Below are 25192 nucleotides of genomic sequence, written 5' to 3' on the forward strand. Positions count from 1 at the left end.
TGGATCAGCCGGCGTTGCAGGTCGCCAGGGCCTGCTCGTCCAGGGCTTCGCCCTTGTAGCTGAAGGCCGTGACCGGGCCGAGCTTGGCGACCACGCGGCGGCAGGCGCGGGCGGCGGGCTGGTTGGTTCCGCCCGAGGCGGTGCAGGACGCGCCTTCGCAGCGCCAGGCGGCGCCGTCGACGATGACGCGACCGGCCGGGGCCTTGGCGGCGTCGGCCAGGGTCAGGCTGGTGGCCGGGGCGTCGGCGAAGGCAGGAGTGGCCGCGAACAGAAGGGCGGCGGCGAGAAGAGCACGCATGGACAGGTCTCCGGTATGGGTAGGGCGCTCGCCCTTATGACGCCATAGTCCGTTTTCTTTTGAAACTGTCAATGCGGTTTCAGGATAACGGATCGACGTTTAGTGACCCACGTTTACTTACCGACGATCATGTTTCAAGTGCGGCGTATTCTCCGCCAATTTCATGGCGGCGACGGCTTCCTCGACCGTGTCGACGCTGATGTAGGCCTCCAGGAAGCTGGCCGGGGTCATGCCTTCGCGCACGCTGTGGCGGATCAGGGCGAAGTAGTTTTCCCAGAAGCCGTTCAGGTTCAAGAAGATGACCGGCTTGGCGTGCAGGTCCAACCGCTTCCACGACAGCAGTTCGATGGCTTCTTCCAGGGTGCCGATGCCGCCCGGCGCCACGACGAAGACGTCAGATTGATCGTACATCAGCTGCTTGCGCTCGTGCATCGAGGTGACGACCACGGTCTCGACGTCGTCGAACAGGCGTTCGCGGCTGCGCAGGAAGGCCGGCATGATGCCGACCACGCGACCGCCGGCCTCGTGCGCCGCGCGGGCGGAGGCGCCCATCAGGCCCACGCCGCCGCCGCCATAGACCAGACGCCAGCCCGCCTCGGCCGTCGCCTTGCCGAAGGCGCTGGCGGCCTGGACGTACTGCGGATCAGCCCCGTCGGACGAACCGCAGAACAGGCAGACCGAGCGGCCGTCGAAGGGGGCGATGGTGGCGGGCGGCAAAGACATGGGGCCTCGATACAGGAAGGAAGACAGGGCGGCGTCGGCCGCGCTATCTGAGGGAAACAGGCATATCGCTACGCGGGTCAGGATGAAACGTCGGATTGTCGTCGCAGGGATCGGCGCTGCATTGCTTCTGGCCGGGTGCGGGGAGGCGACGGAGGGCGTCAAGGGCGAGGAGGCCCGCCAGGACGGCGGCTGGACGGCCTCGCCGCGCATCCGCGTCGTGGAGCGCCAGGGCGATGGCGTGGTGGTGCGCGGCGAAGCGTCGCCGGGCGCCCGCGTCGTCCTGCGCGGCGGTCAGGACCTGGCCTTTGCGGTGGGCGCCGACAATGCGGGACGATTCGAGCTGCATGTCGGCCAACTGCCCGACGCCGTCATCATGACCCCCGAGGTTCAGATCGGTCAGTTTCCGGCGTTCGGCCCCGAGCGGCTTCTGCTGGCGGGCGAGGGCGCGCCCCTGGCGGCCTTGCTGGTCGAAGGCGGGGCCAGCCGGCGCCTGTCCAGAGGGCCGGTGCTGGATTCGGTGGATGGAGACGGCCGAGGACTGGCGGCGTCCGGCCGCGCTACGCCGGGCGGCCAGGTCAGGATCGTCGTGGACGGCGGGGGCGAGGTCACGGCCAGCGCGGATTCCGCCGGCCGCTGGGTCGCGGCCTTGCCGGGCCTTTCGGATCGCTCGGCCTCTATCGTCGTCGGCGGGACGAGCTTCTCCTATCCAGGGCCGGGGCCGGCGGAGGTCGATACGTCAGGCCGCATCGAACGGTCGGGCGAGGGGTGGCGGGTGACGCGCAGCCTGTCAGGGCGCGCGCGGCAGACGAGCTGGTTTCCGGACGCATAGACGTCTCGAAATGACACATTTAACCTTTGATTAACCAAACAAGTCGATCAACAGGTCTGTCTTCATTCTTCGAGGACACCCACCATCACCGAACGACTTCAGCCCGACGCGCCATGCGTCGGGCTTTTTTCTGTCCGCAGGGCGGGGCCTGGGATCAGTCGTTGCGGGCCAGGAAGCGGGGCAGGAGGCCGGCCACGACCTTGCGCCCGGCGTCGTCGGGCTGATCCAGCATGTTGCGCAGGGGCGGGCCGATCAGGGCCTCGCCAAAGGCGCTGAGGGCGATGAAGAGCACGGCCGAGCCGATCCGCTCGCGCGCCTCGCCGTCATCGCCCATTTTTTCAGCGATGGCTTCGACCAGATCGCCCACGGCGGCGCGGACGGGCTCCAGATGCGACAGGTCGCCGGACAGGGCGATCCAGGCCGCCAGTCGGCCGGCGCCGCCTTCGGCGAAGGCGTCGAACACGGCGTTGACCAATTCCAGCGGGGCGCCCTCGTCGGTGCGCAGGCGCGCGACGGCCGTGTCGAGCGCCTTGCCGAGGTCCGCCACCATCGACCCCATCAACGCCGATTGAAGGCCGGCGGCCGAGCCGAAGTGGTGGATCAGGTTGGCGTGCGTGACGCCGATGTCCGCCGCGACCGCCGAAAGGGTCACCGCATTGGGGCCGCCCGACAGCAGCAGGGCGCGGGCGGCGTCCACGGCCTCGCGACGGGCCTCTTCAGGCGAGCGGCGACGGCGACGCGGTTTTTCGATCGAGGCAATTGACATATCTGTAAATGACATTCATGTAGATAGTTAGTCGTCTTAGGCTTCCCCGAAGGAACCCGCAAGTGCAAGTCGCCTCAACCCTTCCCGCTTTCGAGCTTTCCGTCGCGCGGCGTCAACCGTCGCAGGTAGGCGCCCATCGCGTGCAACCGATCCGTGCGCTGCGCGCCATGCGCCGCCTGGTGGCCGACAAGGATGACACCGAACAGGTGTTCGAGATCATGAACGCCCTGTCCGGGCGCTCGCCCGAATGGGGCTATGGCCGGTTGCTGAAGACGCCGGAAGGCGGGCTTCAGGCCTATCGCCGCCTGGAGCTGGCCGACCGGCTGCAGGACCGGGCCTGGCTGGACCAGTTCGCGCCGGGATCGGTGGGGGCGGCCTATCGCGACTTCATCGACGCCCAGAACTTCTCGGCCTACGGCCTGGCCGATGAGAGCCGCAAGGTGGCCGACAGCGAGATCGAGGCGGCCCACCCGCGCGCCTGGTTCGCGCGGCGCATGCGCGACGTGCATGACATCTGGCACGTGCTGACCGGCTATCAGGCCGATGCTCTGGGCGAGGCCTGCCTGGTGGCGTTTTCCCTGCCGCAGACGCGCAGCGCGGGCTTCGGCCTGATCGCCTCCAGCATCGCGGTTCAGTTCATGCGGGCGCGCACCGGCTATCCATGCGCGCGGGCGGTGTTTCAGGCCTGGCGTGACGGCCGCCGCGCCGCCTGGCTGCCGGGCGAGGACTATGAGCGGCTGTTCGCCGAGCCGTTGGACGTGGCGCGGCGCCGTCTGAAAATCCCGACGCCGACCCTCTATCAGCGCGTCCCGCCGTCGGTGCGCAACGCCTATCAGGGCGGCAAGGGGTGAGGCGGGGCCTGTGGGCGTCGGCGGCCTGTCTGGCGGCGATCATCGCCTCGCCCGCCGTGGCGCAGGACGAGGCCCTGCTGGGGCGCTGGCGCACGCCGGCCCAGAACGGGGTGGTCGTCATCGAGCGCTGCGGCGCCGGTCTGTGCGCCAAGGTGGCGGACGCCGCCGCCCTGAGGGCCGACCCGGACCAGCGGGACGTGCGCAACCGCGACCCGGCGCTGCGTTCGCGTCCGATCAAGGGGCTGACGGTGGTGCGGGCGGCGTCGGGCGGGCCGAGGGTCTGGAGCGCGGGGCCTCTCTACGACCCGGACAGCGGGCAGGGGGCGGCGACGGGGACGCTGACCCTGGTCGAGGCTGACCGGCTGGCGGTGCGGGGCTGCATCGCGCGGATGCTGTGCCGGACCCAGACCTGGACGCGGGCGCGCTGAGCGCAACCCGGCCTGACGGACGACGCTTGTAATCGAGAGAGGCCGTCGGGGGGACCGTGTCGGCCGTGAGGAAAGAACCATGCTGATCTGGATTGGCGCGCTGGCCCTCGGGGCCTTCATCCTGACCTTCGTGCAGGCGCGGATGGCGGCGTGGACGCTGGCCGTCGCCGCCTGGATCGCGGCGGGCTGGGGCGCGCAGGTGATCGCGCCGACGACGGCGGGGATCATGGCGGCGGTGCTTGCCCCGATCTTGTTGTTGCTGAGCGTTCCGCCTCTGCGTCGCGCCATCCTGTCGCGCCCGGCCATGGCGGGCTTCCGCCAGATCATGCCCAAGATGAGTCCGACCGAGCAGGCGGCGGTTGAGGCGGGCAACGTCTGGTGGGACGCCGAGCTGTTCGCGGGTCGGCCGGACTGGAAGCGGCTGCTGGCCACGCCCGCGCCGGGGCTGACGGCCGAGGAGCAGGCCTTCCTCGACCATGAGACTGAACACCTGTGCGATCTGGCCAACGACTGGGAGACCACCTCGGTCTGGCAGGACCTGTCGCCCGAGGCCTGGGCCTACGCCAAGGACAAGGGCTTCCTGGGGATGATCATTCCCAAGGCCTACGGCGGCCTGGGCTTCTCGGCCTATGGCCACAGCCAGGTGATCCAGAAGCTGTCGACGCGCTGCTCGGCGGCGGCGGTCTCGGTCATGGTGCCCAACTCGCTCGGCCCGGCGGAGCTGTTGCTGCACTACGGCACGGAAGACCAGAAGAACCACTATCTGCCGCGCCTGGCGCGCGGCGAGGAAATCCCCTGCTTCGCCCTGACAAACCCCTATGCGGGGTCCGACGCGGCCTCGATCACCGACACAGGCGTGGTCTGCAAGGGGATGTGGAAGGGCGAGGAGACCCTGGGTTTCCGCATTAGTTGGCGCAAGCGCTACATCACCCTGGCCCCCGTCGCGACGGTGCTGGGGCTGGCTTTCCGGGCGACCGATCCCGATGGTCTGCTGGGCGGGGAAGCCGAGCCGGGCATCACCTGCGTCCTGATTCCGCGCGACCATCCGGGGGTGAAGATCGGGCGGCGCCACTGGCCGCTGAACGCGGTCTTCCAGAACGGCCCGACCAGCGGCGACGACGTCTTTGTGCCGATGGAGATGGTGATCGGCGGGCGCGAGCAGGTCGGCAACGGCTGGCGGATGCTGATGGAGTGTCTGGCCGCGGGCCGGGCCATCTCCCTGCCGTCGTCCAATGTCGGCATGTCCAAGCTGGCCGTGGGCATGGTCGGCGCCTACGTCGCCATCCGTCGCCAGTTCAACCAGCCCATCGGCGCCTTCGAGGGCGTGCAGGAGGCTCTGGCCCGGATGGCGGGCCATCTCTACGCCTCGGACTCGGTGCGGCGTCTGGCGGCGGCGGCGCTGGATCAAGGGGAGAAGCCCTCGGTCGTCTCGGCCATCGCCAAATATCATGTCACCGAGCGCGCCCGCATCGTCATCAACGAGGGCATGGACGTGGTCGGCGGCAAGGGCGTCTGCATGGGGCCGGGCAATTTCCTGGCCCGCGCCTATCAGCAGATCCCGGTCGCCATCACCGTCGAGGGCGCCAACATCATGACGCGGACCCTGATCATCTATGGTCAGGGCGCCATCCGCTGCCATCCCTATGTCCTGACGCTGATGCGGTCGGCGGGGGACGACGAGATCAAGGCGTTCGACGTGGCCCTGTTCGGCTATGTCGGCTTCCTGTTCCGCAACATGGCGCGGGCCTTCGCTTTCAGCCTGACCGGCGGGCAGTTGATCGCCGCGCCGTGGAATGCGGCGCCGCAGCTGAGGCGCTACTACCGGTCGGCCACCCGCTTCTCGACCCTGCTGGCCCTGGCCTCGGATCTGTCGATGGCCACCGTCGGCGGCGCCTTGAAGCGCAAGGGTGCGATGACCGGGCGGATGGGCGACATCCTGTCCCAGCTCTTCATCCTGTCCAGCGTGCTGAAGCGGTTCGAGGACGAGGGCCGACCGGCCGAGGACCTGCCCTTCGTCCACTGGGCGGCGCAGGACGCCCTGGCGCGGGCCGGGACGGCGTGGCGCGACCTGCTGGCCAATCATCCGAACCGGGGCGCTGCCTTGTTCCTGAAGCTGGTCGGGGCGCCGTTCGGGCTGCGGACGCCAGGGCCGAACGACGCCTGCGCCGCCGCTGTGGCCGGATTGATCCAGAGGCATGGACCGGCGCGGGACCGCCTGACCGCCGGGTCCTGGTCGGCGCGGATCGAGGTCGATCCCATCGCCGCGACCATCGTCGCCTTTGACCTCTATCCGCAGGTCGAGGCCATCGAGCGGCGTTTGAAGGACGCCATTCGCGCCGGCCGTATCGCCCGCGCGCCGCAGAACCTGACCCTGCTGAACGCCTGGGCCGTCGAGGCGGAGGGGCTGGACCTGATCAGCGCCAAGGAACGCGCGGTCATCGCCCGCTTCGCGACCTATGCCGATCAGGCGATCCAGGTGGACGACTTCCCCGCCGACTTCGACATGGCCGCCGGGATGGAGCGGCGTCAGGCGGCCGAGGCCGCGCTCCGCAAGACGACGACGAAGAAGGCCGCCTGATGAGCGACCGGTATCTGGATTTCGCCAACTCCGGCGTCGGCGGCTGGCTGACGGGGGCCCTGGGCCTGCCGCGTCCCGCGCCGCTGCAACGTCGCGCCGAGGAGGGGTCGGGCCTGGTCGGGCCTCTGCTGCTCGGGCCTGCCCATGGCGAAGAGGGGGGCGGGCGCATGGCGGCGACGCTGGAGCGTCTGGCTGCGGCCTCTAGGCAAAAGGTCCATGCCGAATGGTCGCCGGACGTGCGCTATGGCGGGCTGGTGTTCGACGCCTCGGACTGCGCCGACGCATGCGCAGCTCAGGGCCTCTATCGCTTCTTCCATCAGGCGATCCGTTCGGTGGCCCAGCATGGGCGGATCGTGGTGGTCGGAACTCCGCCCGAGCTGATGGCCGACGCCGAGGGCGAGGCGATCCAGCGCGGGCTGGAGGGCTTTGTCAGATCTCTGGCCAAGGAGGCGCGGCGGAGCATCGCCGTGCATGTGCTCTATGTGACACCGGGGGCGGAGGGTGCTGCGGAAAGCACGCTGGCCTTCCTGCTGTCGCCGCGCTCGGCCTATGTCTCGGGCCAGCCGATCCGCGTCGGCGCGCCGGTCGCGACGGCGGAAACGGGGGCGGGGCACAGGGGACGACGCGTGTTGGTCACCGGCGCCTCGCGCGGCATAGGCGAGGCGATCACCCGCCTGTTCGTCGCCGAGGGCGCGCAGGTCGTCGCCCTGGACGTGGCCGGGGCCGCGGAGGGGCTGTCGGCCCTGTCGGCGGAACTCGGCGTCGAGGCGTTGGCGCTGGACATCACGGCGCCCGATGCGGCCGAGGTCCTGTTGGCTGATGCGGGCGCGCGCGGCGGCTACGACGTGGTGATCCATAATGCGGGCATCACCCGCGACCGCACCATCGCCCGCATGGAGCCGCGCGAGTGGGACAGCGTCATGGCGGTCAATCTGACGGCGCCCCTGGCCATCACCCGCGCCCTGGTCGAGGGCGGGGGGATTCGCGCCAACGGTCGGATCATCGCAGTCTCCTCGTTGAGCGGGATCGCCGGCAACATGGGGCAGAGCAACTACGCCCTGTCGAAAGCCGCCTGGATCGGGGCGGTGCGGCGGCTGGCGCCGCAACTGGCGGGGCAGGGGCTCACCATTAACGCCGTGGCCCCCGGCTTCATCGAGACCCAGATGACCGCCGCCATCCCCTTCGCCATTCGCGAGGCGGGACGGCGGATGAACAGCATGGGGCAGGGCGGGCGTCCGGTCGATGTGGCCGAGACCATCGCCTGGCTGGCCGATCCGGCGTCGGGCGGGGTCAATGGACAGGTGGTGCGCGTCTGCGGTCAGAGCCTGCTGGGCGCATGACGGCGGCGGTCGAGCGGTTCGACGCGCCGCTGTCGGGCGCGGCTGTGGTCGGCGGGGCCCTCAATGGCATGATGCGGGGGATGCTGCGGGCCGAGGGAGGCGAGGCGGTGCTGCCGCGCCGGGTGCTGCAGCGCGAGGTCGGGCTGGGGGCCGAGGCCGTTGGCGCCTATGCCCGGCTGTGCGGCTTTGCGCCGGAACAGGGCGTGCCGATCACCGCACCGCACATCCTGGCCTTCCCGTTACAGATGCGGATCATGCTGGGGGCGGACTTTCCCTATCCGGCCATGGGGCTGGTGCATCTGCACAACCGCATCCGCCAGCAGGCCCGGCTGAACATCGGCGACCGGCTGACGCTGACGGCGCGGGCGGGCCGGTTCCTGAGCCACGACAAGGGGCAGGCCTTTACGCTGGAGACCACGGCGGTGCGCGACGGCGTGACGGTGTGGGAGGGAACGAGCGTCTATCTGCGGCTGGGGCGTCCCGGTCAGGGCGATCCGGCGCCGGTGCTGACGGGGGACGAGGCCGACCGGCTGGTCGAGGCCTGGACGGCTCCGGCTGATCTGGGCCGCCGCTATGCGCGGGTTTCGGGCGACGCCAATCCAATCCACACCTCAGCCCTGGGGGCGCGGCTGTTCGGGTTTCGCCGGGCCATTGCGCATGGGATGTGGACCAAGGCGCGGGCCGTGGCCGCCCTGTCGCCGCCGACGCCGTTGGACGCCGCCGAGGTCGAGGCGGCCTTTCGTGCGCCGCTGTTCCTGCCGGGACAGGCGGGGCTCTACGTGGGACCGAGCGGCGCGAGCCGTGATTTCGAGGTGCGCGACGCCAAAGGGGCGCGCGCCCATCTGCGGGGTCGCTTGACCCTTTCGCCTGAGGATAGTCTTGCATGCTGACCGCTTCCGCGCCGCGTCGGGTCGCCATTCTGGGCGGCAACCGCATCCCTTTCGCGCGGTCGAACACCGCCTATGCCGAGGCTTCCAATCAGGAGATGCTGACGGCGGCGCTGCAAGGTCTGGCCGACCGCTACGACCTGCACGGCCTGCGGCTGGGCGAGGTGGCGGCGGGGGCGGTGCTGAAGCTGTCGCGCGACATCGCCCTGACGCGCGAGAGTTTGCTGGACACCACCATCGGTCACGACACCCCGACCTATGACGTGACCCAGGCCTGCGGCACGGGGCTGGAGGCGGCCATTCTGGTGGCCAACAAGATCGCCCTGGGCCAGATCGAGGTGGGCGTCGCCGGCGGGGTGGACACCACCTCGGACGCGCCCATCGGGCTGAATGAGAAGTTCCGCAAGGCCTTGCTGGCGGCCAACCGCGAGAAGACCACAGGCGGGCGGATCAAGGCCCTTCTGGGCGCCGGTCTGACCGCCCCCTTCAAGCCCGAGCCGCCGCGCAACGCCGAGCCGCGCACCGGCCTGTCGATGGGCGAGAGCTGCGAGGTGATGGCCAAGCGCTGGGCTATCTCGCGCGAGTATCAGGACGCCCTGGCCGTGGCCAGCCACCGCAAGGCCGCCGCCGCCTGGGAGGCCGGGCTGTTCGACGATCTGGTCACGCCCTTCCGGGGGCTGAAGCGCGACAACAACCTGAGGCCCGACATCGACCCGGCGAGGCTGGCGACGATGAAGCCGGTGTTCGACCGCGCCAACGGCACGCTGACGGCGGCCAATTCGACGCCCCTGACCGACGGGGCCTCGACCGTGCTGCTGGCGAGCGAGGACTGGGCGAAGGCGCGGGGGCTGCCGGTTCTGGCCTATCTGCGCACCGGCGAGACGGCGGCGGTGGACTTCGTCAAGGGCGACGAGGGGCTGCTGATGGCGCCCGCCTACGCCGTGCCGCGGATGCTGGCCAAACTCGGTCTGACGCTTCAGGAATTCGACCTTTACGAAATCCACGAGGCCTTTGCGGCCCAAGTCCTGTGCACGCTGAAGGCGTGGCAGGACGAGGACTACGCCCGCACCCGTCTGGGGCTGGATCGCGCGCCGGGGGCCATCGACATGAGCCGGCTGAACGTCAACGGCGGCTCGCTGGCGGCGGGGCATCCCTTTGCGGCGACCGGCGGGCGCATCCTGGCCAATCTGGCCACCATGATCAACCGGCGCGGCGGCGGGCGCGGCCTGATCTCGATCTGTGCGGCCGGCGGTCAGGGCGTGGTCGCGGTGGTGGAGAAATGAGCGGGACGAACGCCCTCAGCCTCGCCGCCGCGGCCGAGGCCGACCGGCTGTGGGCCGAACGCTTCTGGACGAAGCAATATCGTCCGGGGGTCCCGCCGCGCATCGAGGACGAACTGGCGCGCTGGACCTCGGTGCAGCAGATGTTCGAGGCGGACTCGCGCCGCTTCGCCGAGCGGCCGGGCTATGTCAGCCTCGGCACGGCCCTGACCTATGGCCAGGTGCTGGCGGCGGCCAAGGCCTTTGGGGCCTGGCTGCAGTCGGTGGGAATCCAGCCAGGCGACCGGGTGGCGCTGATGATGCCCAATGGTCTGCAGTATCCGACGGCCCTGTTCGGGGTGCTGTTCGCCGGAGCGGTGGTGGTCAACGTCAATCCGCTCTACACGCCGCGCGAACTGCATCACCAGCTGAAGGACAGCGGCGCGGTCGCCATCGTGGTGATGGACATGTTCGCCAGGACGCTGGAGCTGGCGCGCGAGGGGACGGAGGTCCGCCACGTCGTGGTGACGTCGATGGGCGACATGATGCCGGGTCTGAAGGGCGTCGCCGTCAGCGCCATGATGCGCCATGTGCAGAAGCTGGTTCCGGCCTACCATTTGCCGGGCGCGCATCGCTGGAAGTCGCTGATGCGTCGGGCGCGGCGGCTGACCCTGAAACCGGTCGAGACCAGGCCGGAGGACATCGCCTTCCTGCAATATACCGGGGGCACGTCGGGGGTGGCCAAGGGGGCCATGCTGACCCACCGCAACATCCTGGCGAACACGATCCAGGGGCGGGTCTGGATCCTAGATCAGATCGATCAGAACGCGCCGCTGGGCAATGTCACCATGCTGCCGCTCTATCATATCTTCTCCCTGACGGCGAACCTGATGATGTTCACCGGGGCGGGGGGCAGGAACATCCTGATCGCCAATCCGCGCGATGCGAAGCGGGTGGAATGGATACTCAGGAAGGAGCGTTTCGTCGGCATGACGGGGCTGAACACCCTGTTCTCCAGCCTGTTGAAGACCGAGGCGTTCCGCAACCGCGACTTCTCGGATCTGAAGCTGACCATCGCCGGGGGCATGGCGACGCAGAAGGTGGTGGCCGAGGAGTGGGAGGCGGTGACGGGCGCGCCGCTGGTTGACGGCTATGGCCTGACTGAGACCTCGCCGGTGGTCTGTATCGGGCGGGTCGATCTGGAGCATCCCGAGACCATGGGATTTGACGGGACCGTCGGCTTGCCGGTGCCCTCGACCGAGGTTCGGATGCGCCGCGACAATGGAACATGGGCCGGGATCGACGAGCCGGGCGAACTGTGCGTGCGCGGACCGCAAGTCATGCTGGGTTACTGGAAGCGGCCGGACGAGACGGCCAAGGTTATTTCAGCGGACGGCTGGCTGGCGACCGGCGACGTCGGCGTGATGCAGGCGGACGGCCGGGTGCGGCTGGTGGATCGGATCAAGGACATGATCCTGGTCTCGGGCTTCAACGTCTATCCGGGCGAGATCGAGGACGTGGTGGCCAGCCATCCTCTGGTCGAGGAGGTGGCGGCGGTCGGCGTGCCTGACCCGGTGCAGGGCGAGAAGATCAAGATCGTCGTCGTACCGCGTTCGCCCGAGCTCACGGCGGAGATGCTGATCGCCCACTGTCGGGCGCAGCTGACCGCCTACAAGACGCCGCGCCTGGTCGAGTTCCGCAGCGAACCCCTGCCCAAGACGCCGGTAGGCAAGGTGCTGCGCCGCGAGCTGCGCTGACGTCTAGGCGGTTTCCGTTGTCGCCTGAGGCGAGCGCTTGCGCGTGATCAGCAGGCCGAAGACCGCCGCGAGGGGAAACATCAGCACGCCATAGACGGCGGCGGGCAGGGACATGTCCGGGACCATCAGCACCGACTGGGCGATGACAATGGCCAGGGTGGCGTTGTGCAGGCCGACCTCGAAGGCGCTGGCGATCGCCTGTTCGCGGTTGATGCGGAATAGACGCGGCACGATGAAGCCTATGCCCAGGCTGAGGACGCAGAAGCTGACGACGATGCCGGCCAGGGCGATGAAGTCGTCCTTCAGCACGGCGAAGTTGGACACGACCGCCCCGGCGATCACCAGGGTCAGGATGACGACCGAGGCCAGGCGCACCGGCTTGTCCATGGCGCGGGCGAAACCGGGCCTGAGCCCGCGCACCAGCATCCCCAGGCAGACGGGGGCCAGGACGATCATGAAGACCTCGATGGTCTTCTTCAGTTGCAGGCCCACGGTCATGTCGCCGGGCTGGAACCAGGCGATCGACAGGTTGACGATGACCGGCAGGGTCAGGACGGCGATGACCGAGTTGATCGCCGTCAGGCTGATATTCAGGGCCACGTCGCCCCGGAACAGGTGGCTGTAGAGATTGGCCGTGGTCCCGCCGGGCGAGGCCGCCAGCAACATCATGCCGACCGCCAGAACCGGCGGCAGACGGAACAGCAGCACCAGGCCGAAACAGACGGCGGGCAGAAGCAGCAGTTGGCAGGCGAGGGCGACGGCCACCGCCTTGGGCCGCTTGCCGATGCGGGCGAAGTCGCCGGGCGTGAGGTCCAGCCCCAGGCCGAACATGATGACGCCCAGCGCGACCGGCAGGCCGATCATGGCCAGAGGTGAATCCATGGTCTTTTCCTCCCCCGAGAAACCTCAGACCCGACCGGCGAGCGCGCGTCCCGCCGCCCGGCCCGAGAAGATGCACCCGCCCAGGAAGGTGCCTTCCAGGGCATTGTAACCATGCAATCCGCCGCCGCCGAAGCCCGCAGCCTCGCCTGCGGCGTATAGTCCCTCGAACGGCGTGCCGTCGGCCTTCAGCACCTGGCTCGACAGATCGGTCTGAAGCCCGCCCAGGGACTTGCGCGTCAGGACATGCAGCCTGACCCCGATCAGCGGCCCGGCCCTGGGGTCCAGCAGCCGGTGCGGCGTCGCCGTGCGCGCCAGCCGGTCGCCCAGATAGCGGCGGCTGTTGTGGATGCTCATGATCTGGAAATCCTTGGCGTAGGGATTGTCCATCTGGGCGTCGCGATCCTCGACCTGACGACGGATCAAGGCCGGGTCCAGCAAGGGCCGCTCGGTCAGGGCGTTCATCCGGGCGACCAGGGTGTCCAGATCATCGGCGACGACGAAGTCCGCGCCCTGTCGCTTGAAGGCGTCCACCGCAGGCGGCGCGCCCTTGCCCAGGCGCGACATCAGAACCTTGAGCCACTTGCGCTCGGTGATGTCGAGGTTCTGCTCCGACCCCGAAAGGGCGAACTCCTTCTCGAGGATTTTCTGGCTGACGATGAACCAGGAGTGGTCGTGTTCGGCCAGATCCGGCGTGGTGCGCAGATGCTTCAGCGTGGCCATGGTGTCGTGGCCGGGCAGGGCGGGCGAGGGCAGCCGCCGCCCCAGAGCGTCCAGCCACAGCGGCGACGGGCCGGGCAGGATGCGGATGGCGTGCCGGGGCCAGATCGGGGCCCAGTTCTGCACCCCCTCGACGTAGTGCCACATGCGGTCGCGGTTCACGAGCCGGCCTCCGGCCTCGCCCGCGATGTCCAGCATGCGCCCGTCGACATAGGCGGGGACGCCGGTGATCATCGACTTCGGCGGCGAACCCAGCCGCTCGGGCCAGAAGCGTCGCACCTTGTCATGGTCGCCGCCGATGCCGCCAGACGCCAGGACGACGGCGCTGGCCCTGAGGATGAAGTCGCCGACCACGTCACGGCTTGATGGGGCGCCGCGCAGCGCCGTGTCCGGGGCCAGGATCGCTCCCGTCACCCCGACGATGCGCCCACCCTCGACCAGCAGCTGATCGACCCGGCGCCGGTGGTGAAAGGTGAGGCGTCCGTCCCCAGCCGCCGCCCGCGCGCGATCAGCAAAGGGTTCCGACACCCCGGTCCCCGTGCCCCAGGCGACGTGGAAGCGCGGCACGGAATTGCCGTGCCCGAAGGCCTGGCCGCCGCCGCGCTCCGCCCATCCGACCATGGGGGTCAGGCTGACGCCATGCTGTTTCAGCCAGGACCGCTTCTCGCCGGCGGCGAACGCGACATAGGCACGGGCCCATTGGATCGCCCATTCGTCCTCGGCCAGCGGCCCGTCCAGACGGTCCCAGCTCGCGCTGCCCCGCCAGTCGCGCCAAGCCAGATCGAAGCTGTCGCGCACGCCCAGCTTTCGCTGCTCAGGGGAGTTGACCAGAAACAGGCCGCCGAACGACCAGAAGGCCTGGCCGCCGAGGTTGGCCGGGTTTTCCTGATCCACCAGGGCCACGCGCTTTCCAGCCTGCACCAGCTCATTGGCGGCGACCAGACCGGCCAATCCTCCGCCCACCACGATGACGTCCGCGTCCATATCCATCCCCGTCTAGATCGATAATTGACTAACACAATTGTCAATATGAAACGAGAGTTTCTTTGGCGAACATATCTGTCAATATGTATTGACAGATAGGTGAGTAGCATGATCGTCTGGACCTAACCGCTGCCGGCGCCGCCCCGGTCAGTGGAACGAAACTGGCGGCGTGGAAACGTTTGCGACCCGTTGGGGAACGGGGCGCTCCCTGGGGAGGGGTTTAGATGACGGCATCGGTCGTTCATGCGCGCTTGGCCGCGACTGTATCCATTCTTGCATTGACCATGGCGACGCCGGCCCTGGCCCAGACCGCGCCGGACAGCGGAGCCACGACGGTCGAGGACATCATTGTCACGGCCCAGAAGCGCGAGGAATCGATCCAGGACGTGCCGATCGCGGTCTCGGCCTTCTCCGCCGAGACTTTGGATGCGATGAAGATCGAGGGCGGCTCTGAGTTGCTGAGGGCGGTTCCGAACGTCAGCTTCTCCAAAAACAACTTCAGCATGTATAATTTCTCGATCCGCGGGATCGGGACGAAGGCGATTTCAGCGTCAAGTGATCCGGCGGTCGCCGTCAGCTTCAACAATAGCCCTATGATCCGCAACCGACTGTTCGAGTCGGAATACATGGACGTGAACCGGGTTGAGGTCCTGCGCGGACCGCAAGGCACGCTTTACGGGCGTAACGCCACGGCGGGCGTGGTCAACATGATTCCGAACTTGCCTGGTCCCGATTTTGAGGCCTTGCTCAAGGCTGAAACGGGCAATTATGGCACTGTGCGGGGGCAGGCGATGGTCAACATCCCCCTCGCTGAAAACTTCTGGGTGCGTGGCGCGGCGTCAATGACCAAGCGCGACGGCTTTGACTACAATACTTTCACAGAGTCACATGTGAATGGACGGGATCTCTATTCCACCCGCCTTTCAGCGGCGTGGGAGCCGAATGACAGGTTCAACGCCACCCTGATCTGGGAGCACTTCGGCGAGGACGATAATCGGTCGAGGACGGGCAAGAACCTGTGTACGCGGGATGAGGGACCCGCCCGGGTTGGAAACGTCGATATCCCGACCCTGGCTGACCGGGGGCGGATGAGTCAGGGCTGCTTGCCTGGCTCTCTGTATGATGACGCTGCCTATGGCGTTCCCAACGGCTTGGGGCTTTCCCAGATGTTGATCTTGAGTGGCATCGGGATCGGCTATCAACACCCGGATCTTGGCGGCGCTCCTGTATATGCATCACCTGCAGGAATAGACCCTTATGAAGGTCTGGCTCAATCTCGAAATCTTCGTGAAATATCGACCAGCTACAATCCAAAATTCGTCGCCGATAATGATATATTCCAGCTAAATTTGCGCTTCGATATTAGTGATAATATCACTCTGTATTCTCAAACTCTTTATACAGAAGATAGTTATTGGTCGACGCAGGACTATAATAGATACATCACAAATAACGTTTTCAACAGTACTGATAATCTTTACGGTATTTTTGGAGATCCTCTTGAGTCCGTCGCTCTGCGTGGTGGATTTTATAACGATCCGCAGTTGGGTCTGTCGTCGCGTATGGAATCGGCAGATCTGAGCCGCTCAGAGAATAGCCAGTTCTACCAAGAGTTCAGAATTCAATCTGTAGGAAATGAATTTTTCAACTATAGCATTGGTGCAAATTATACGAAATTTAAAACAAAAGACGACTATTTCGTATTCAATAATGTGTTCTCATTCCTTGCTGAATATTTCTACAATCGAGTTCCTAATTTCGAGAATGAATCTCTTATTACGCGCGGATGTATTGACGGCTCCAATGGCGAGTGTGTTGGGGTTGATTACTCTGACTTATCGAACCTTAATGGTGATGGTCACAACTATTTTAGAAGTAAGAATGAATCGGTAACGAAATCATTTGCCTTGTTCGGGGAGGGTTATTTCGACCTGAGCCCTGTTCATAAGCTAACAATTGGATTGCGCTACACGGACGATAAAAAGGTATTTACGCCATATCCGAGCCAGCTTCTTTTGGGGAGCGATGATAGCTTGGGTTACGGTAGCGTCACGGGTGGCAACGTCGTATCCGGATACCCGGCTATGCCGGATATTGTTCAAAATTGGCAGGCCTTGACGGGACGAGCAGTCTTTGACTGGAAGTTGAACGAGAACAGCCTGCTCTACGCCTCCTACAGTCGAGGATATAAGGGGGGCGGGGCGAATCCTCCCAGGGCCGATTTAAATGAGTCCGTGGTTCAGTATCAGCCCCTGGGTGAAACGTTCGAGCCTGAGTACGTCAATGCATTTGAGGTTGGTCTCAAGTACCAAAATTCAAGCGGCAGCTTCAGGTTTAATACAACAGCATTCTATTATGACTATTCTGACTATCAGATTTCTCAAATTGTCGATAGAATTTCGTTCAACGAGAATTTTGATGCTTCAGCCTATGGTCTTGAGTTTGAAACGATTTGGCGGCCGATTGATCGGTTGAGGGTGGACGCCAATGTGGGTCTTCTCAAAACGCGCATTGCTGATGGCGAGAGCTCCATTGATGTGATGAACCGAACCCAGGGCAATCCTGATTGGGTTGTTTTGCGTCCCTGGATTCAGGTTCCTTCGAACTGCATAGCGCCGAAGGCTCACGTCGAAACCATCTTCTCGTCCTTCCTGGGGACGTTGTTCTCGCCTTATGCGCTGTCTGCTCTTTGCGGCGGGAGCAGCCGGAATGGATCTTATGATCCCGCCTTCCCCTCTACATTCCCGTTCTGGCAGTACCTCGGAATTACCTACAATCCCTTTGAGGATGCGCCCAATGGAGGGCGCGGCTTTGCGGCCGATCTGAGCGGAAATGAATTCCCCAACTCTCCTCGCGTCACGGCCAGTGTCGGCGTTCAATACGAGTTTAATGTCGGTGCATGGGAGGTGGTGCCAAGGATTGATTATTATCGTCAATCATCGAGTTATTTCAGAGTTTACAACTCTGAATACGATCGAATTCGGGCTTGGGATAACCTTAACATCTCTCTTACCTTAGAGAATCCTGAAAAAAATCTTGTTATTCAGGCGTATGTCAAGAATGTTCTAGACGAAACTTCTATCGTTGACGCATTTACCAATAGCGATGACTCAATGTTAACAACAAATGTCTTCACGACTGATCCACGGCTAATTGGTTTGAGTCTATCAGCAAGATTCTAAATTTGTTTCTTGCAATCTTGGGTTATTGTTTTATGTTGATTGTGCAATCTTAATTGGTTGTTTTTGTTAAATGCTAGGAGGGTAAGATGAAAAATCTGGTCTGCGCGTTTGGCGCGCTTACTGTTTTTGCTATTGTGCCTGCTTCTGCTTCAGCTCAAACTTTTACACCTAATAATTTTACTAGTAATATTTCTGGCACGGCTGCTTTGTCTCATACCGTATCGCTTAGCTGTACTATTGCAGCAGGTGATATTAAGGTGCAAACTAAGGCGACATCTAGCAATGCTTCGCAAAGTGTGAGTGGCGTCACTCGTCCGTTTGCCCCTCTTATTCCTTGCGGCGCGGTAAGTGTTCCGTCGTACGCGCCCTGGAAGGTTGAGGTTCTGTCGGGTTCGGGTGGGACCTATTCTGCTCGTATCTTCGTCAGTGCTCTGACCATTTCCGGATCTCTCTGCGAGGGTTGGGTCAATGGCACTTTCACCAATGGTTCGCCGTCGAAGTTCATCGGTAGCGGCACGATCCCGGTCGTTAGCGGGTCCACCAGCCCGCCGAACTGCACGGTTTCGGTCAACCTGAACGTGCCGGGCATTACGGCTACTCCGTAGGCCATCGCTCGAAGGAGGTGCAGTCAAGCATGGCTTGGCTGCACCTCTTTTAATTCTAACGCAGTCCGTCGTGAGGTTTTCAGAAGCTGATGCGCCGCATAGGGTTCATGGCATTGCTTGGGTTGAGCGCGGTTACTACTTTCGGAAACGATTGGAATTTCTGTGGAGCGTACGTTGATTAGGTCGTTCATGGTCGCCGTTATGTAGCGATTGTGCGGCATGAGCTGTTATCTAATCATCAAGCATAGCCTGTATGTCACTTGCGCGGAGACGTATTAGTCGTGCTTTTAGTGGATAGTGTTTGCAAATCCTATGTGCTTGGCGAAGCGCCCGTTCTTGATGGGGTATCATTAAGACTTGAAGCTGGAACCTTGGCTGCTTTGGTTGGGCCGTCGGGTTCTGGGAAAAGCACGCTTCTCAATTTAATAGGTCTTCTGGATGAAGCTGATAGCGGTCAGATACTCGTCGATGACCGGTTAGTCTCTGCTCTCAACGCTACCGACGCGGCTCGCCTTCGCAATGAACTGATCGGTTTCGTTTTTCAGTCCTTTCATCTGCTGTCACGCCTGACGGCTTGGGAGAACGTGGCCTTGCCGCTGTTTCATCGCGGCGTGGGGCGAGCCGAGCGCAAGGCGCGGGCCTTGAACATACTCGAGCGTGTCGGCCTCTCTGATCGAGTTGATCATCGACCGGAGCAGATGTCGGGCGGTCAGCGTCAGCGAGTGGCCATCGCGCGCGCTCTTGTGGGGGAGCCGCGCCTGATCCTGGCGGACGAACCGACGGGAAACCTGGACAGCGTGACGGGGTTGCAGGTCATGGATCTGCTGCGCGCGCTGAATGGCGACCTGGGCGTCACCATTCTGATGGTCACGCACGACCGTGACATGGCCAAGCTTTGCGATAGGGTGATCGAAATCCGCGATGGACGGGTTCTGCCGCTGGGGGAGGCGGGGTGAAGGGCAGGGGCGTCGGTCTGGCTGAGTTGGCGCTGGAAGCGTTGGCCAATCTGCGCGGCCAGGGCCGCCGTTCCGTTCTGGCGCTTCTGGGCGTCGTCATTGGTTCGGCGTCCATCGTCGCCCTGATGAACATCGCCCATATTGCGCAGTTGGAAGCGATGAAGAGCTTTCGACAGACAGGCGTGGAGGTCCTGTCCGTGCAGAGCGAGGGGGCTGGAACCTTTGATCCTCTGTTGACCGAGGCCCTAGTGCGCCAGGATCAGTTCGCCGTCATGGCGGCTCCCTTCGCGGTGACGAGCCTGGACGCCTTCGCGGGAGAAAAGGCCAGCAGCGTGATGGCAGTGGGGGTGACGCCCGCCATTGTCGACATGGCCGGTCTGACGATTTCCGCCGGGCGGATGCTGCGTGAAGTGGATGACTGCAGCTCTGTCGCGGTCCTGGGGCAGAAGGTGACTGTGGACTTGTCGGTCCCCGGTGCGGCTGTCGGGCCGGGCAGCGTGGTTCACCTGGGAGCTTATGGTTTTACCGTTGTGGGGACGCTGACCGCCGTGCCGCCGCAGGCGCTCAGCCCTATTCAGTTCGATAGCGCCGTGCTCATTCCTCTGGCCTGCGCCCGTCGAATTCTTCCGGGCGACGGCGCCACGGGCGCGATGATCCGACTTCGACCCGAGGCGGATACGGCCGCCGCTGTGGCACGCTATACGGCCGCCCTTTCAACGCCCCAGGCGCCCGTCCGCGTGCAGGACGCCAAGACCATGATTGAGGCCATGAAGAAGCAGATGGCCATGCTGGGGGGCATCCTGGTGGCGATCGGCTCTATCTCGCTTCTGGTCGGTGGGGTGGGAGTCATGAACGTCATGCTGATGACGGTCATGGAGCGCCGGCGCGAAATCGGCCTTCGCGCCGCCATTGGCGCGACGCCTGGCGAGATCCGCATGATGTTTCTGATCGAGGCTGTGGTTCTGGCTCTGGGCGGCGGGCTGCTGGGCGATGGGCTGGGGGTTGGGATGACCTGGTTGGCGACCCTGTTTCTGCCCTTTGACTTTGCAGTGAGTTGGACGGTCCTGTTGCTGGGAGCGGGGGTGGCGACAGGCGTCGGGCTGGTGTTCGGTCTCTATCCCGCCATCGCCGCATCGCGCATTCAACCGATAGAGGCTCTGCGTGGGGGGTAGAATTCTGTTGTGGCTCGGCCTGTCGAGCGTCGTGGCGGTCGTGGCGGTCGTGGCGGTCGTGGCGACTGAAGCCCGATCGCAGGCTATGCCCAGGCCAGTTTCACCTGTGGTTCTGCCGTCGGGGACGCCCGTTCCGACGGGCGCGGCGCTGGAGCTGACGCTGGATGAGGCCGTCGCCTTGGCTTTGCGCTACAATCGCGACATTCGTTCAGCCTACCTGCAGCGGGTGGTCCAGCGCTTTGATCTGCGCGTGGCCGAGCGGGCCTTTGTACCGCAAGGAGCAATCGGCCTTGAGGTGGTGCAGCGTCGTAACGATGGTAAGGCTCAGGGCGAGGCCATCATCAGTCCTTCGGCGTCATGGCGCACGCCGCTGGGAGGAACGGTCGAGTTTGTTTGGGCGCAGGCCGATCCGCTGACCGACGACGGTTTTTCCTATGAGACGGCGGGCGTCAGTCTGAATCAGCCCTTGCTGCGCGGAGCCGGTCTGGCAGTCAACATGGCCCCCGTCCGCATCGCTCGTCTGCAGGAAGAGATCAATCGCCTGCAGTTAGAGGCCACGGTCGCCGGCACCGTCAGCACTGTCATCACCTCTTATCGTGGTTTGATCCAGACGCAGGAGCAGGTGCGTTTGGCCGAAGAATCTCTGGAAAGAACTCGCGCTCTGCTCGAAACCAATCGGGCCTTGATCGCGGCGGGGCGGATGGCCGAGTCGGACATCGTCCAGACCGAGTCCGGCGTCGCCAATCAGGAAGTCGCCGTCCTTCAGGCCCGCCAGCAGGTGGTTTCGGCCCAACTGGGGCTTCTGCAGTTGTTGGCTCTCAACTCCCGAACCAATGTCGTGGCGGTTGAGCCGATGACGGCGACGCGCGTCGAGGTCGATCAGAACAGTGCGCTAGCCGCGGCGTTTGCTTCGCGTATTGATCTTCTGGCGCAACGCAAGTCGCTGGAGCAGATGCGTCAGGCGTTGATCGTGGCGCGCAATCAACGGCTCTGGGATGTGTCGCTGCAGGCCTCGGCTGCGCGGGACGACGGTCCTCGCTTCTTTGACCAATTCCGTGAAACGGACACGAGGGTCGGGCTGCGGCTGAATATTCCGATAGGCGACCTGTCACGACGTCAGAACTGGCTTGCGGCAGAGACGGGAATGCAGACCGCCGAACTGGCGTTTGAAGAACTGAAACAGTCGGTGGAAAGCCAGGTGCTGGACGCCGTTCAGTCGGTCGAGGCCAACTGGCTTCAGGTGGAGGCGGCGCGGCGTGCGCGAGCCCTGTCCGAACGGGCGCTTGAGATCGGCCAGGAACGCCTGCGCTTTGGCAGGGCCTCGAACTTCGAGGTTCTGTCCTTGCAGGCCGACCTGCGAGCTGCCGATGTTCAGCAGTTGTCGGCCAACATCGCCTATCTCAACGCGCTGACGGCGCTTGATCAGCAAATCGGGAGCACGCTCGAGACATGGCGCATTTCCTTGAACGACTAGCCGGCCTGCCGCGGCGACGGTGGCTCTACGCCGGCGTGGCGGTCGTCCTCGGCGGCGGCTTCTTGCTCGGCATGACGCAGGGTGGGGACAAGGATGCGGGCGAGGCGCAGGCCGAACAAAGCATGGTGGTGCAGCCGGCGCCTTTCGTCGTGTCGGCCAACTTCACCGGGCGGATCGCTCCGGGAGATCGGATCGATCTGACCGCGCCGTTCGACGCCGTGGCGCTGCGGGTGAATTTCGCCTACGGCGATCAGGTCGAGGCTGGGCAGGTGTTGATCGAGTTGGACCCCGCCGACGTCAGTCGCAGCCGGGCGGAAGCCGAGAGCGCCTGGCTGAAGGCCGAGGAAGAGGCGCGCAGGATGGAGAACTGGGAGCAGGGGCCGGAGATGCGTCGGGCTGCTCGCGCCGTCATCGCCGCCGAAGACGATTTGAGCGATCTTGAGACCAAGCTGGCGGAAACCAAGGCCCTGTTTGATCGCGGTCTGGTGCCGCGCAGCGAATACGACAGCCTGCTGCAGCAGCGCCGCCAGCGCCAGACCAATCTGGCCGTGGCGCGCGAAGATCGGGTTGAGACCGCGCGTCGCGGTCAGGGCGGCGATCGTCGCATCGCCCTCTTGCAGCGAGAGGCGGCGCGGTCGCGTTACGCCTCGGTCGGTGGCGCCGAAGGTGCGGTTATTCGGACGCCAGAGGCCGGGGTCGTCGTGCGGCCCGATCAGGGGGGCGAAACGGGCGATCAGGGCGTCCATGCCGGCGGGCGTGTCTCCAAGGGGCAGTTGCTTGGCGTTATCGCCAGCGCGGGCGGTCTGGACGTGGTCTTCACCCTGGACGAGTCCGACCTGAATGCGGTCACGCCCGGCCAGAAGGCCGTGGTTACAGGGCCGGGCTTCGGCGGGCAGGTGCTGAGCGGCGTCGTGACGGGCGTGGCTGGGGAGGCTGATGCGACGCCAGGGTCAGGCAAGGCCAGTTTTGCGGCGCGTGTCCGCCTGGACCCGCTGTCCGAAGCCGCGGCGCGCAATGTCCGCATCGGCATGACCGCCAATATCGCCGTCGTCGCCTATGAGAACCCTTCGACGATGATCGTCCCGCCCCTGGCTGTTCAGGGCGCTGCGCCGGAGGCCTGGGTGATGGCGCAGTCGACGGGCGAAGCCCAACCGCGGCGTCGCGTGATCGGCCTGGGACGGGTCGGTCCGGACGGGGTGGAGGTCCTGTCCGGTCTCAAGCCCGGAGACCGGGTGTTCTGGACCGTGCCGCCGCAGAGCTAGGGCTGGGCCTAGGCCGTCAGGATGTCGGCGGCGTCCGGGTGGCGCTGGGCCAGGTTGTCGCGCCAGCACCATCGTCATCCGCCCGACGCACGGCGCGCCGGATTTCTGGAGGGGCGATCATGGATTGCTTCAGAAGACTGGATCAGCTCATGGCGAGTTCCTTTCACAGCCATGAAAGCGTGACTGATCCTAATCGGACGATACTGTCTTGCCGGTTCGGCATAAGGCGAGCCTAAGGGCGGCTTTATGCGCGCCTTATGCGCGGCGGCGCTTTCCGCATGGCCCGCTTAGGCCCTCAAGGCGTCTCTTCCGGCTCTCACTGAGCTGGAGGCTTTCGGCATGGCCGATGTGATCTATCTGGCGATCGGCGGCGGGGCCTTTCTGGTCTTCGCCGCCCTCGCTGCTGCGTTGAAGAGGTTGTGACATGGTGCTGAACGTCCTGTGGGGCGCCGGCGCCCTGGTCATCGCCGGCTATATGGTCGCGGCCCTGCTGCGCCCTGAGCGGTTCTGAGCGGAGCCGCCTTCTCATGAATATCCAAGGATGGGCGGAAATCGCCCTGACCCTCGGTCTGGCCGTCATGCTCGGCTGGCCGATCGGCGTCTATATGTCGCGCGTCTGGAACGGCGAGCGCACCTGGCTGGACCCGGTGCTGAAGCCGGTCGAGGGCCTGTTCTACCGCGCCGCCGGGGTCGATCCGGGCCGCAGCCAGGGCTGGCTGGGCTATGTCGGCGCCCTGCTGGCTTTCAACCTGGCGGGCTTCCTGCTGCTGTATGGCCTGCTGCGTCTGCAGGGCGTTCTGCCGATGAACCCGCAGGGGTTTGACGGCGTCAGCCCGCACCTGGCCTTCAACACCGCCGTCAGCTTCGTCACCAACACCAACTGGCAGAGCTATGGCGGGGAGGCGACGATGTCGACCTTCACCCAGATGGTCGGCCTGACGGTGCAGAACTTCGTCTCGGCGGCGACCGGGGCGACGATCGCGGCGGCCCTGGCCCGCGCCTTTATCGCCAGCCGCGGCGAGGGCGTCGGCAACTTCTGGGCCGACCTGACGCGCACCAGCCTCTATGTCCTGCTGCCCATCGCCTTCATCGTGGCCGTGGCTCTGGCCGGGCTCGGCGTGGTGCAGTCGCTGGCGGCCTCGGCCCAGGCGACGACATTGGAAGGCGGCCAACAGACGATCAGCCTGTTCCCGACCGCCAGCCAGTTGGCGATCAAGCAACTGGGCATCAACGGCGGCGGCGTGTTCAACGTCAACTCGGCCCACCCGCTGGAAAACCCCACGCCCCTGACCAATCTGATCACGGCGATCAGCATCAATGTCCTGGGCTGGGCGGCCTTCTTCGCCTTTGGCCGCAGCGTCCTGGCCAAGAAGGACGTGCGCGCCCTGGTGGTGGCGGCGGTCATCCTGCTGGGCGGCGCGGCCTCGGCGCTCTACGTCATTGAAACCCAGCCGGCTCCGGCCGCCATCGCCGCCAGCGTCGATACGTCGGTCGGGAATATGGAGGGCAAGGAGGTCCGCTTCGGCGTGCCGTCCTCGGTCGCCTGGGCGGCCCAGACGACCGGCGCCTCGAACGGCTCGGTCAACTCCATGCACGCCAGCTACATGCCGCTGGGCGGGGCTGTGACCATGTTCCTGATGCAACTGGGCGAGATCCTGCCTGGCGGGATCGGGTCGGGCGTCGCCGTCATGGTGTTGATGGCCATGCTGTCGGTCTTCGTGGCGGGCCTGATGGTCGGTCGCACGCCCGAATACCTGGGCAAGAAGATCGAGGCGCGCGAGATCCAGTTCGCCATGCTGTCGGTGCTGGTGGTGCCCCTGTCGGTGCTGGGCTTCTCGGCCGTCGCCGCCGTCCTGCCCGAGGCCCTGGCCGGCCTCCTGAACAAGGGGCCGCACGGCCTGTCCGAGGTCCTATACGCCTATACCTCGGCGACCGGGAACAACGGCTCGGCCTTTGCCGGTCTGACCGCCAACGCGCCCTGGTGGAACACCACCCTGGGTCTGGCCATGCTGCTGGGCCGGTTCGTTCCTGCCGTCGCGGTTCTGGCCGTCGCCGGCGCCCTGGTCGCCAAGCCCAGGCTGGCGCCCTCGACCGGCACCCTGCCCACGCATGGTCCGCTCTTCGTCGGCCTGCTGATCGGGGTGATCCTGATTCTCGGCGGTCTGCAGTTCTTCCCCGCCCTCTCGCTGGGTCCGATCGTGGAGCATTTCGACATGCTCCAGGTCGTGGCCCGGTTCTGATC

At 65.2% G+C, this 25192-nt stretch carries 21 protein-coding genes; 16 read left to right on the plus strand and 5 right to left on the minus strand.

Annotated elements, in window-relative coordinates; all coding sequences use genetic code 11:
• Window positions 1-4 precede the first annotated feature (4 nt).
• Together ACR9FL_RS07205 and ACR9FL_RS07210 are read right to left on the minus strand one after the other, a co-directional pair.
• On the minus strand, window positions 5-298 hold the full coding sequence (locus ACR9FL_RS07205) for a CC_3452 family protein (RefSeq protein WP_296173467.1): 294 nt from the start codon (window positions 296-298) through the stop codon (window positions 5-7).
• A 117-nt stretch (window positions 299-415) separates the two neighbouring features.
• A complete protein-coding gene (locus ACR9FL_RS07210; protein ID WP_296173465.1) occupies window positions 416-1021 on the minus strand; it encodes a TIGR00730 family Rossman fold protein in 606 nt (201 codons plus the stop codon).
• A gap of 82 nt (window positions 1022-1103) precedes the next feature.
• On the opposite strand from ACR9FL_RS07210, the gene ACR9FL_RS07215 reads away from it, so the two are divergent.
• Window positions 1104-1850 carry a hypothetical protein gene (locus ACR9FL_RS07215; RefSeq protein WP_436357865.1) on the plus strand — a complete coding sequence of 249 codons (747 nt, stop codon included), beginning with the start codon at window positions 1104-1106 and terminating at the stop codon, window positions 1848-1850.
• Between the two features lie 154 nt (window positions 1851-2004).
• Here the strand turns inward: ACR9FL_RS07215 and ACR9FL_RS07220 are convergent, their stop codons facing one another.
• Window positions 2005-2616: a TetR/AcrR family transcriptional regulator gene (locus ACR9FL_RS07220; RefSeq protein ID WP_296173459.1), complete on the minus strand. Its 612-nt coding sequence runs from the start codon at window positions 2614-2616 to the stop codon at window positions 2005-2007.
• A 140-nt stretch (window positions 2617-2756) separates the two neighbouring features.
• Here ACR9FL_RS07220 and ACR9FL_RS07225 point away from each other — a divergent pair, with 140 nt between their 5' ends.
• The 7 genes from ACR9FL_RS07225 to ACR9FL_RS07255 all read left to right on the plus strand — a co-directional run bounded on the left by ACR9FL_RS07225 (window position 2757) and on the right by ACR9FL_RS07255 (window position 11716).
• Window positions 2757-3467 carry a Coq4 family protein gene (locus ACR9FL_RS07225; protein ID WP_296173457.1) on the plus strand — a complete coding sequence of 237 codons (711 nt, stop codon included), beginning with the start codon at window positions 2757-2759 and terminating at the stop codon, window positions 3465-3467.
• Window positions 3464-3895, plus strand: a complete 432-nt coding sequence (locus tag ACR9FL_RS07230) for a DUF2147 domain-containing protein (protein ID WP_296173455.1) — start codon at window positions 3464-3466, stop codon at window positions 3893-3895. Before ACR9FL_RS07225 ends, ACR9FL_RS07230 begins: the two co-directional genes overlap by 4 nt.
• 79 nt (window positions 3896-3974) lie before the next feature.
• The gene (locus ACR9FL_RS07235) at window positions 3975-6473 is read left to right on the plus strand and encodes an acyl-CoA dehydrogenase (RefSeq protein ID WP_296173453.1); all 2499 of its coding nucleotides are present in this window, start codon (window positions 3975-3977) and stop codon (window positions 6471-6473) included.
• Window positions 6473-7813, plus strand: coding sequence for a 3-oxoacyl-ACP reductase (locus ACR9FL_RS07240; RefSeq protein ID WP_436357866.1), 1341 nt, complete (start codon window positions 6473-6475; stop codon window positions 7811-7813). The genes ACR9FL_RS07235 and ACR9FL_RS07240 overlap by 1 nt, the downstream gene beginning before the upstream one ends.
• Window positions 7810-8703 (plus strand): MaoC family dehydratase, encoded by an 894-nt coding sequence (locus ACR9FL_RS07245; protein WP_436357867.1) that lies wholly within the window; start codon window positions 7810-7812, stop codon window positions 8701-8703. The genes ACR9FL_RS07240 and ACR9FL_RS07245 overlap by 4 nt, the downstream gene beginning before the upstream one ends.
• The gene (locus ACR9FL_RS07250; protein WP_436357868.1) at window positions 8697-9983 is read left to right on the plus strand and encodes an acetyl-CoA C-acetyltransferase; all 1287 of its coding nucleotides are present in this window, start codon (window positions 8697-8699) and stop codon (window positions 9981-9983) included. Before ACR9FL_RS07245 ends, ACR9FL_RS07250 begins: the two co-directional genes overlap by 7 nt.
• Window positions 9980-11716 carry an AMP-binding protein gene (locus ACR9FL_RS07255; RefSeq protein ID WP_436357869.1) on the plus strand — a complete coding sequence of 579 codons (1737 nt, stop codon included), beginning with the start codon at window positions 9980-9982 and terminating at the stop codon, window positions 11714-11716. The genes ACR9FL_RS07250 and ACR9FL_RS07255 overlap by 4 nt, the downstream gene beginning before the upstream one ends.
• Before the next feature lie 3 nt (window positions 11717-11719).
• On the opposite strand, the gene ACR9FL_RS07260 is transcribed toward ACR9FL_RS07255, so the two are convergent.
• The gene (locus ACR9FL_RS07260) at window positions 11720-12598 is read right to left on the minus strand and encodes a bile acid:sodium symporter family protein (RefSeq protein WP_436357870.1); all 879 of its coding nucleotides are present in this window, start codon (window positions 12596-12598) and stop codon (window positions 11720-11722) included.
• A gap of 24 nt (window positions 12599-12622) precedes the next feature.
• On the minus strand, window positions 12623-14299 hold the full coding sequence (locus ACR9FL_RS07265; protein WP_436357871.1) for an FAD-binding dehydrogenase: 1677 nt from the start codon (window positions 14297-14299) through the stop codon (window positions 12623-12625).
• 224 nt (window positions 14300-14523) lie between these two features.
• Between ACR9FL_RS07265 and ACR9FL_RS07270 the strand changes: the two genes are divergently transcribed.
• The 8 genes from ACR9FL_RS07270 (at window position 14524) to kdpA (ending at window position 25190) form a co-directional block, all read left to right on the plus strand.
• Window positions 14524-17481 carry a TonB-dependent receptor gene (locus ACR9FL_RS07270; protein ID WP_436357872.1) on the plus strand — a complete coding sequence of 986 codons (2958 nt, stop codon included), beginning with the start codon at window positions 14524-14526 and terminating at the stop codon, window positions 17479-17481.
• 86 nt (window positions 17482-17567) lie between these two features.
• Window positions 17568-18086 carry a hypothetical protein gene (locus tag ACR9FL_RS07275; protein ID WP_296173432.1) on the plus strand — a complete coding sequence of 173 codons (519 nt, stop codon included), beginning with the start codon at window positions 17568-17570 and terminating at the stop codon, window positions 18084-18086.
• Between the two features lie 371 nt (window positions 18087-18457).
• Window positions 18458-19042: an ABC transporter ATP-binding protein gene (locus ACR9FL_RS07280; protein WP_436357873.1), complete on the plus strand. Its 585-nt coding sequence runs from the start codon at window positions 18458-18460 to the stop codon at window positions 19040-19042.
• The gene (locus tag ACR9FL_RS07285) at window positions 19039-20214 is read left to right on the plus strand and encodes an ABC transporter permease (RefSeq protein ID WP_436357874.1); all 1176 of its coding nucleotides are present in this window, start codon (window positions 19039-19041) and stop codon (window positions 20212-20214) included. The genes ACR9FL_RS07280 and ACR9FL_RS07285 overlap by 4 nt, the downstream gene beginning before the upstream one ends.
• Before the next feature lie 58 nt (window positions 20215-20272).
• On the plus strand, window positions 20273-21688 hold the full coding sequence (locus ACR9FL_RS07290; RefSeq protein WP_436358131.1) for a TolC family protein: 1416 nt from the start codon (window positions 20273-20275) through the stop codon (window positions 21686-21688).
• The gene (locus ACR9FL_RS07295; protein WP_436357875.1) at window positions 21664-22950 is read left to right on the plus strand and encodes an efflux RND transporter periplasmic adaptor subunit; all 1287 of its coding nucleotides are present in this window, start codon (window positions 21664-21666) and stop codon (window positions 22948-22950) included. The genes ACR9FL_RS07290 and ACR9FL_RS07295 overlap by 25 nt, the downstream gene beginning before the upstream one ends.
• Before the next feature lie 424 nt (window positions 22951-23374).
• Complete coding sequence (locus ACR9FL_RS07300) at window positions 23375-23461, plus strand: potassium-transporting ATPase subunit F (protein WP_366871977.1); 87 nt, start codon at window positions 23375-23377, stop codon at window positions 23459-23461.
• Between the two features lie 16 nt (window positions 23462-23477).
• The gene (kdpA, locus tag ACR9FL_RS07305; protein ID WP_436357876.1) at window positions 23478-25190 is read left to right on the plus strand and encodes a potassium-transporting ATPase subunit KdpA; all 1713 of its coding nucleotides are present in this window, start codon (window positions 23478-23480) and stop codon (window positions 25188-25190) included.
• Window positions 25191-25192: the final 2 nt, after the last annotated feature.

This window comes from Brevundimonas sp. CEF1 (assembly GCF_051353055.1).
Classification (GTDB): domain Bacteria; phylum Pseudomonadota; class Alphaproteobacteria; order Caulobacterales; family Caulobacteraceae; genus Brevundimonas.

Bases quoted from the DNA above. Each gene is read 5' to 3' on its own strand.
- ACR9FL_RS07205 (WP_296173467.1), bottom strand. From the start codon at position 298: ATGCGTGCTCTTCTCGCCGCCGCCCTTCTGTTCGCGGCCACTCCTGCC.
- ACR9FL_RS07210 (WP_296173465.1), bottom strand. From the start codon at position 1,021: ATGTCTTTGCCGCCCGCCACCATCGCCCCCTTCGACGGCCGCTCGGTC.
- ACR9FL_RS07215 (WP_436357865.1), top strand. From the start codon at position 1,104: ATGAAACGTCGGATTGTCGTCGCAGGGATCGGCGCTGCATTGCTTCTG.
- ACR9FL_RS07220 (WP_296173459.1), bottom strand. From the start codon at position 2,616: ATGTCAATTGCCTCGATCGAAAAACCGCGTCGCCGTCGCCGCTCGCCT.
- ACR9FL_RS07235 (WP_296173453.1), top strand. From the start codon at position 3,975: ATGCTGATCTGGATTGGCGCGCTGGCCCTCGGGGCCTTCATCCTGACC.
- ACR9FL_RS07240 (WP_436357866.1), top strand. From the start codon at position 6,473: ATGAGCGACCGGTATCTGGATTTCGCCAACTCCGGCGTCGGCGGCTGG.
- ACR9FL_RS07245 (WP_436357867.1), top strand. From the start codon at position 7,810: ATGACGGCGGCGGTCGAGCGGTTCGACGCGCCGCTGTCGGGCGCGGCT.
- ACR9FL_RS07250 (WP_436357868.1), top strand. From the start codon at position 8,697: ATGCTGACCGCTTCCGCGCCGCGTCGGGTCGCCATTCTGGGCGGCAAC.
- ACR9FL_RS07255 (WP_436357869.1), top strand. From the start codon at position 9,980: ATGAGCGGGACGAACGCCCTCAGCCTCGCCGCCGCGGCCGAGGCCGAC.
- ACR9FL_RS07260 (WP_436357870.1), bottom strand. From the start codon at position 12,598: ATGGATTCACCTCTGGCCATGATCGGCCTGCCGGTCGCGCTGGGCGTC.
- ACR9FL_RS07265 (WP_436357871.1), bottom strand. From the start codon at position 14,299: ATGGACGCGGACGTCATCGTGGTGGGCGGAGGATTGGCCGGTCTGGTC.
- ACR9FL_RS07270 (WP_436357872.1), top strand. From the start codon at position 14,524: ATGACGGCATCGGTCGTTCATGCGCGCTTGGCCGCGACTGTATCCATT.
- ACR9FL_RS07275 (WP_296173432.1), top strand. From the start codon at position 17,568: ATGAAAAATCTGGTCTGCGCGTTTGGCGCGCTTACTGTTTTTGCTATT.
- ACR9FL_RS07295 (WP_436357875.1), top strand. From the start codon at position 21,664: ATGGCGCATTTCCTTGAACGACTAGCCGGCCTGCCGCGGCGACGGTGG.
- ACR9FL_RS07300 (WP_366871977.1), top strand. From the start codon at position 23,375: ATGGTGCTGAACGTCCTGTGGGGCGCCGGCGCCCTGGTCATCGCCGGC.
- kdpA (WP_436357876.1), top strand. From the start codon at position 23,478: ATGAATATCCAAGGATGGGCGGAAATCGCCCTGACCCTCGGTCTGGCC.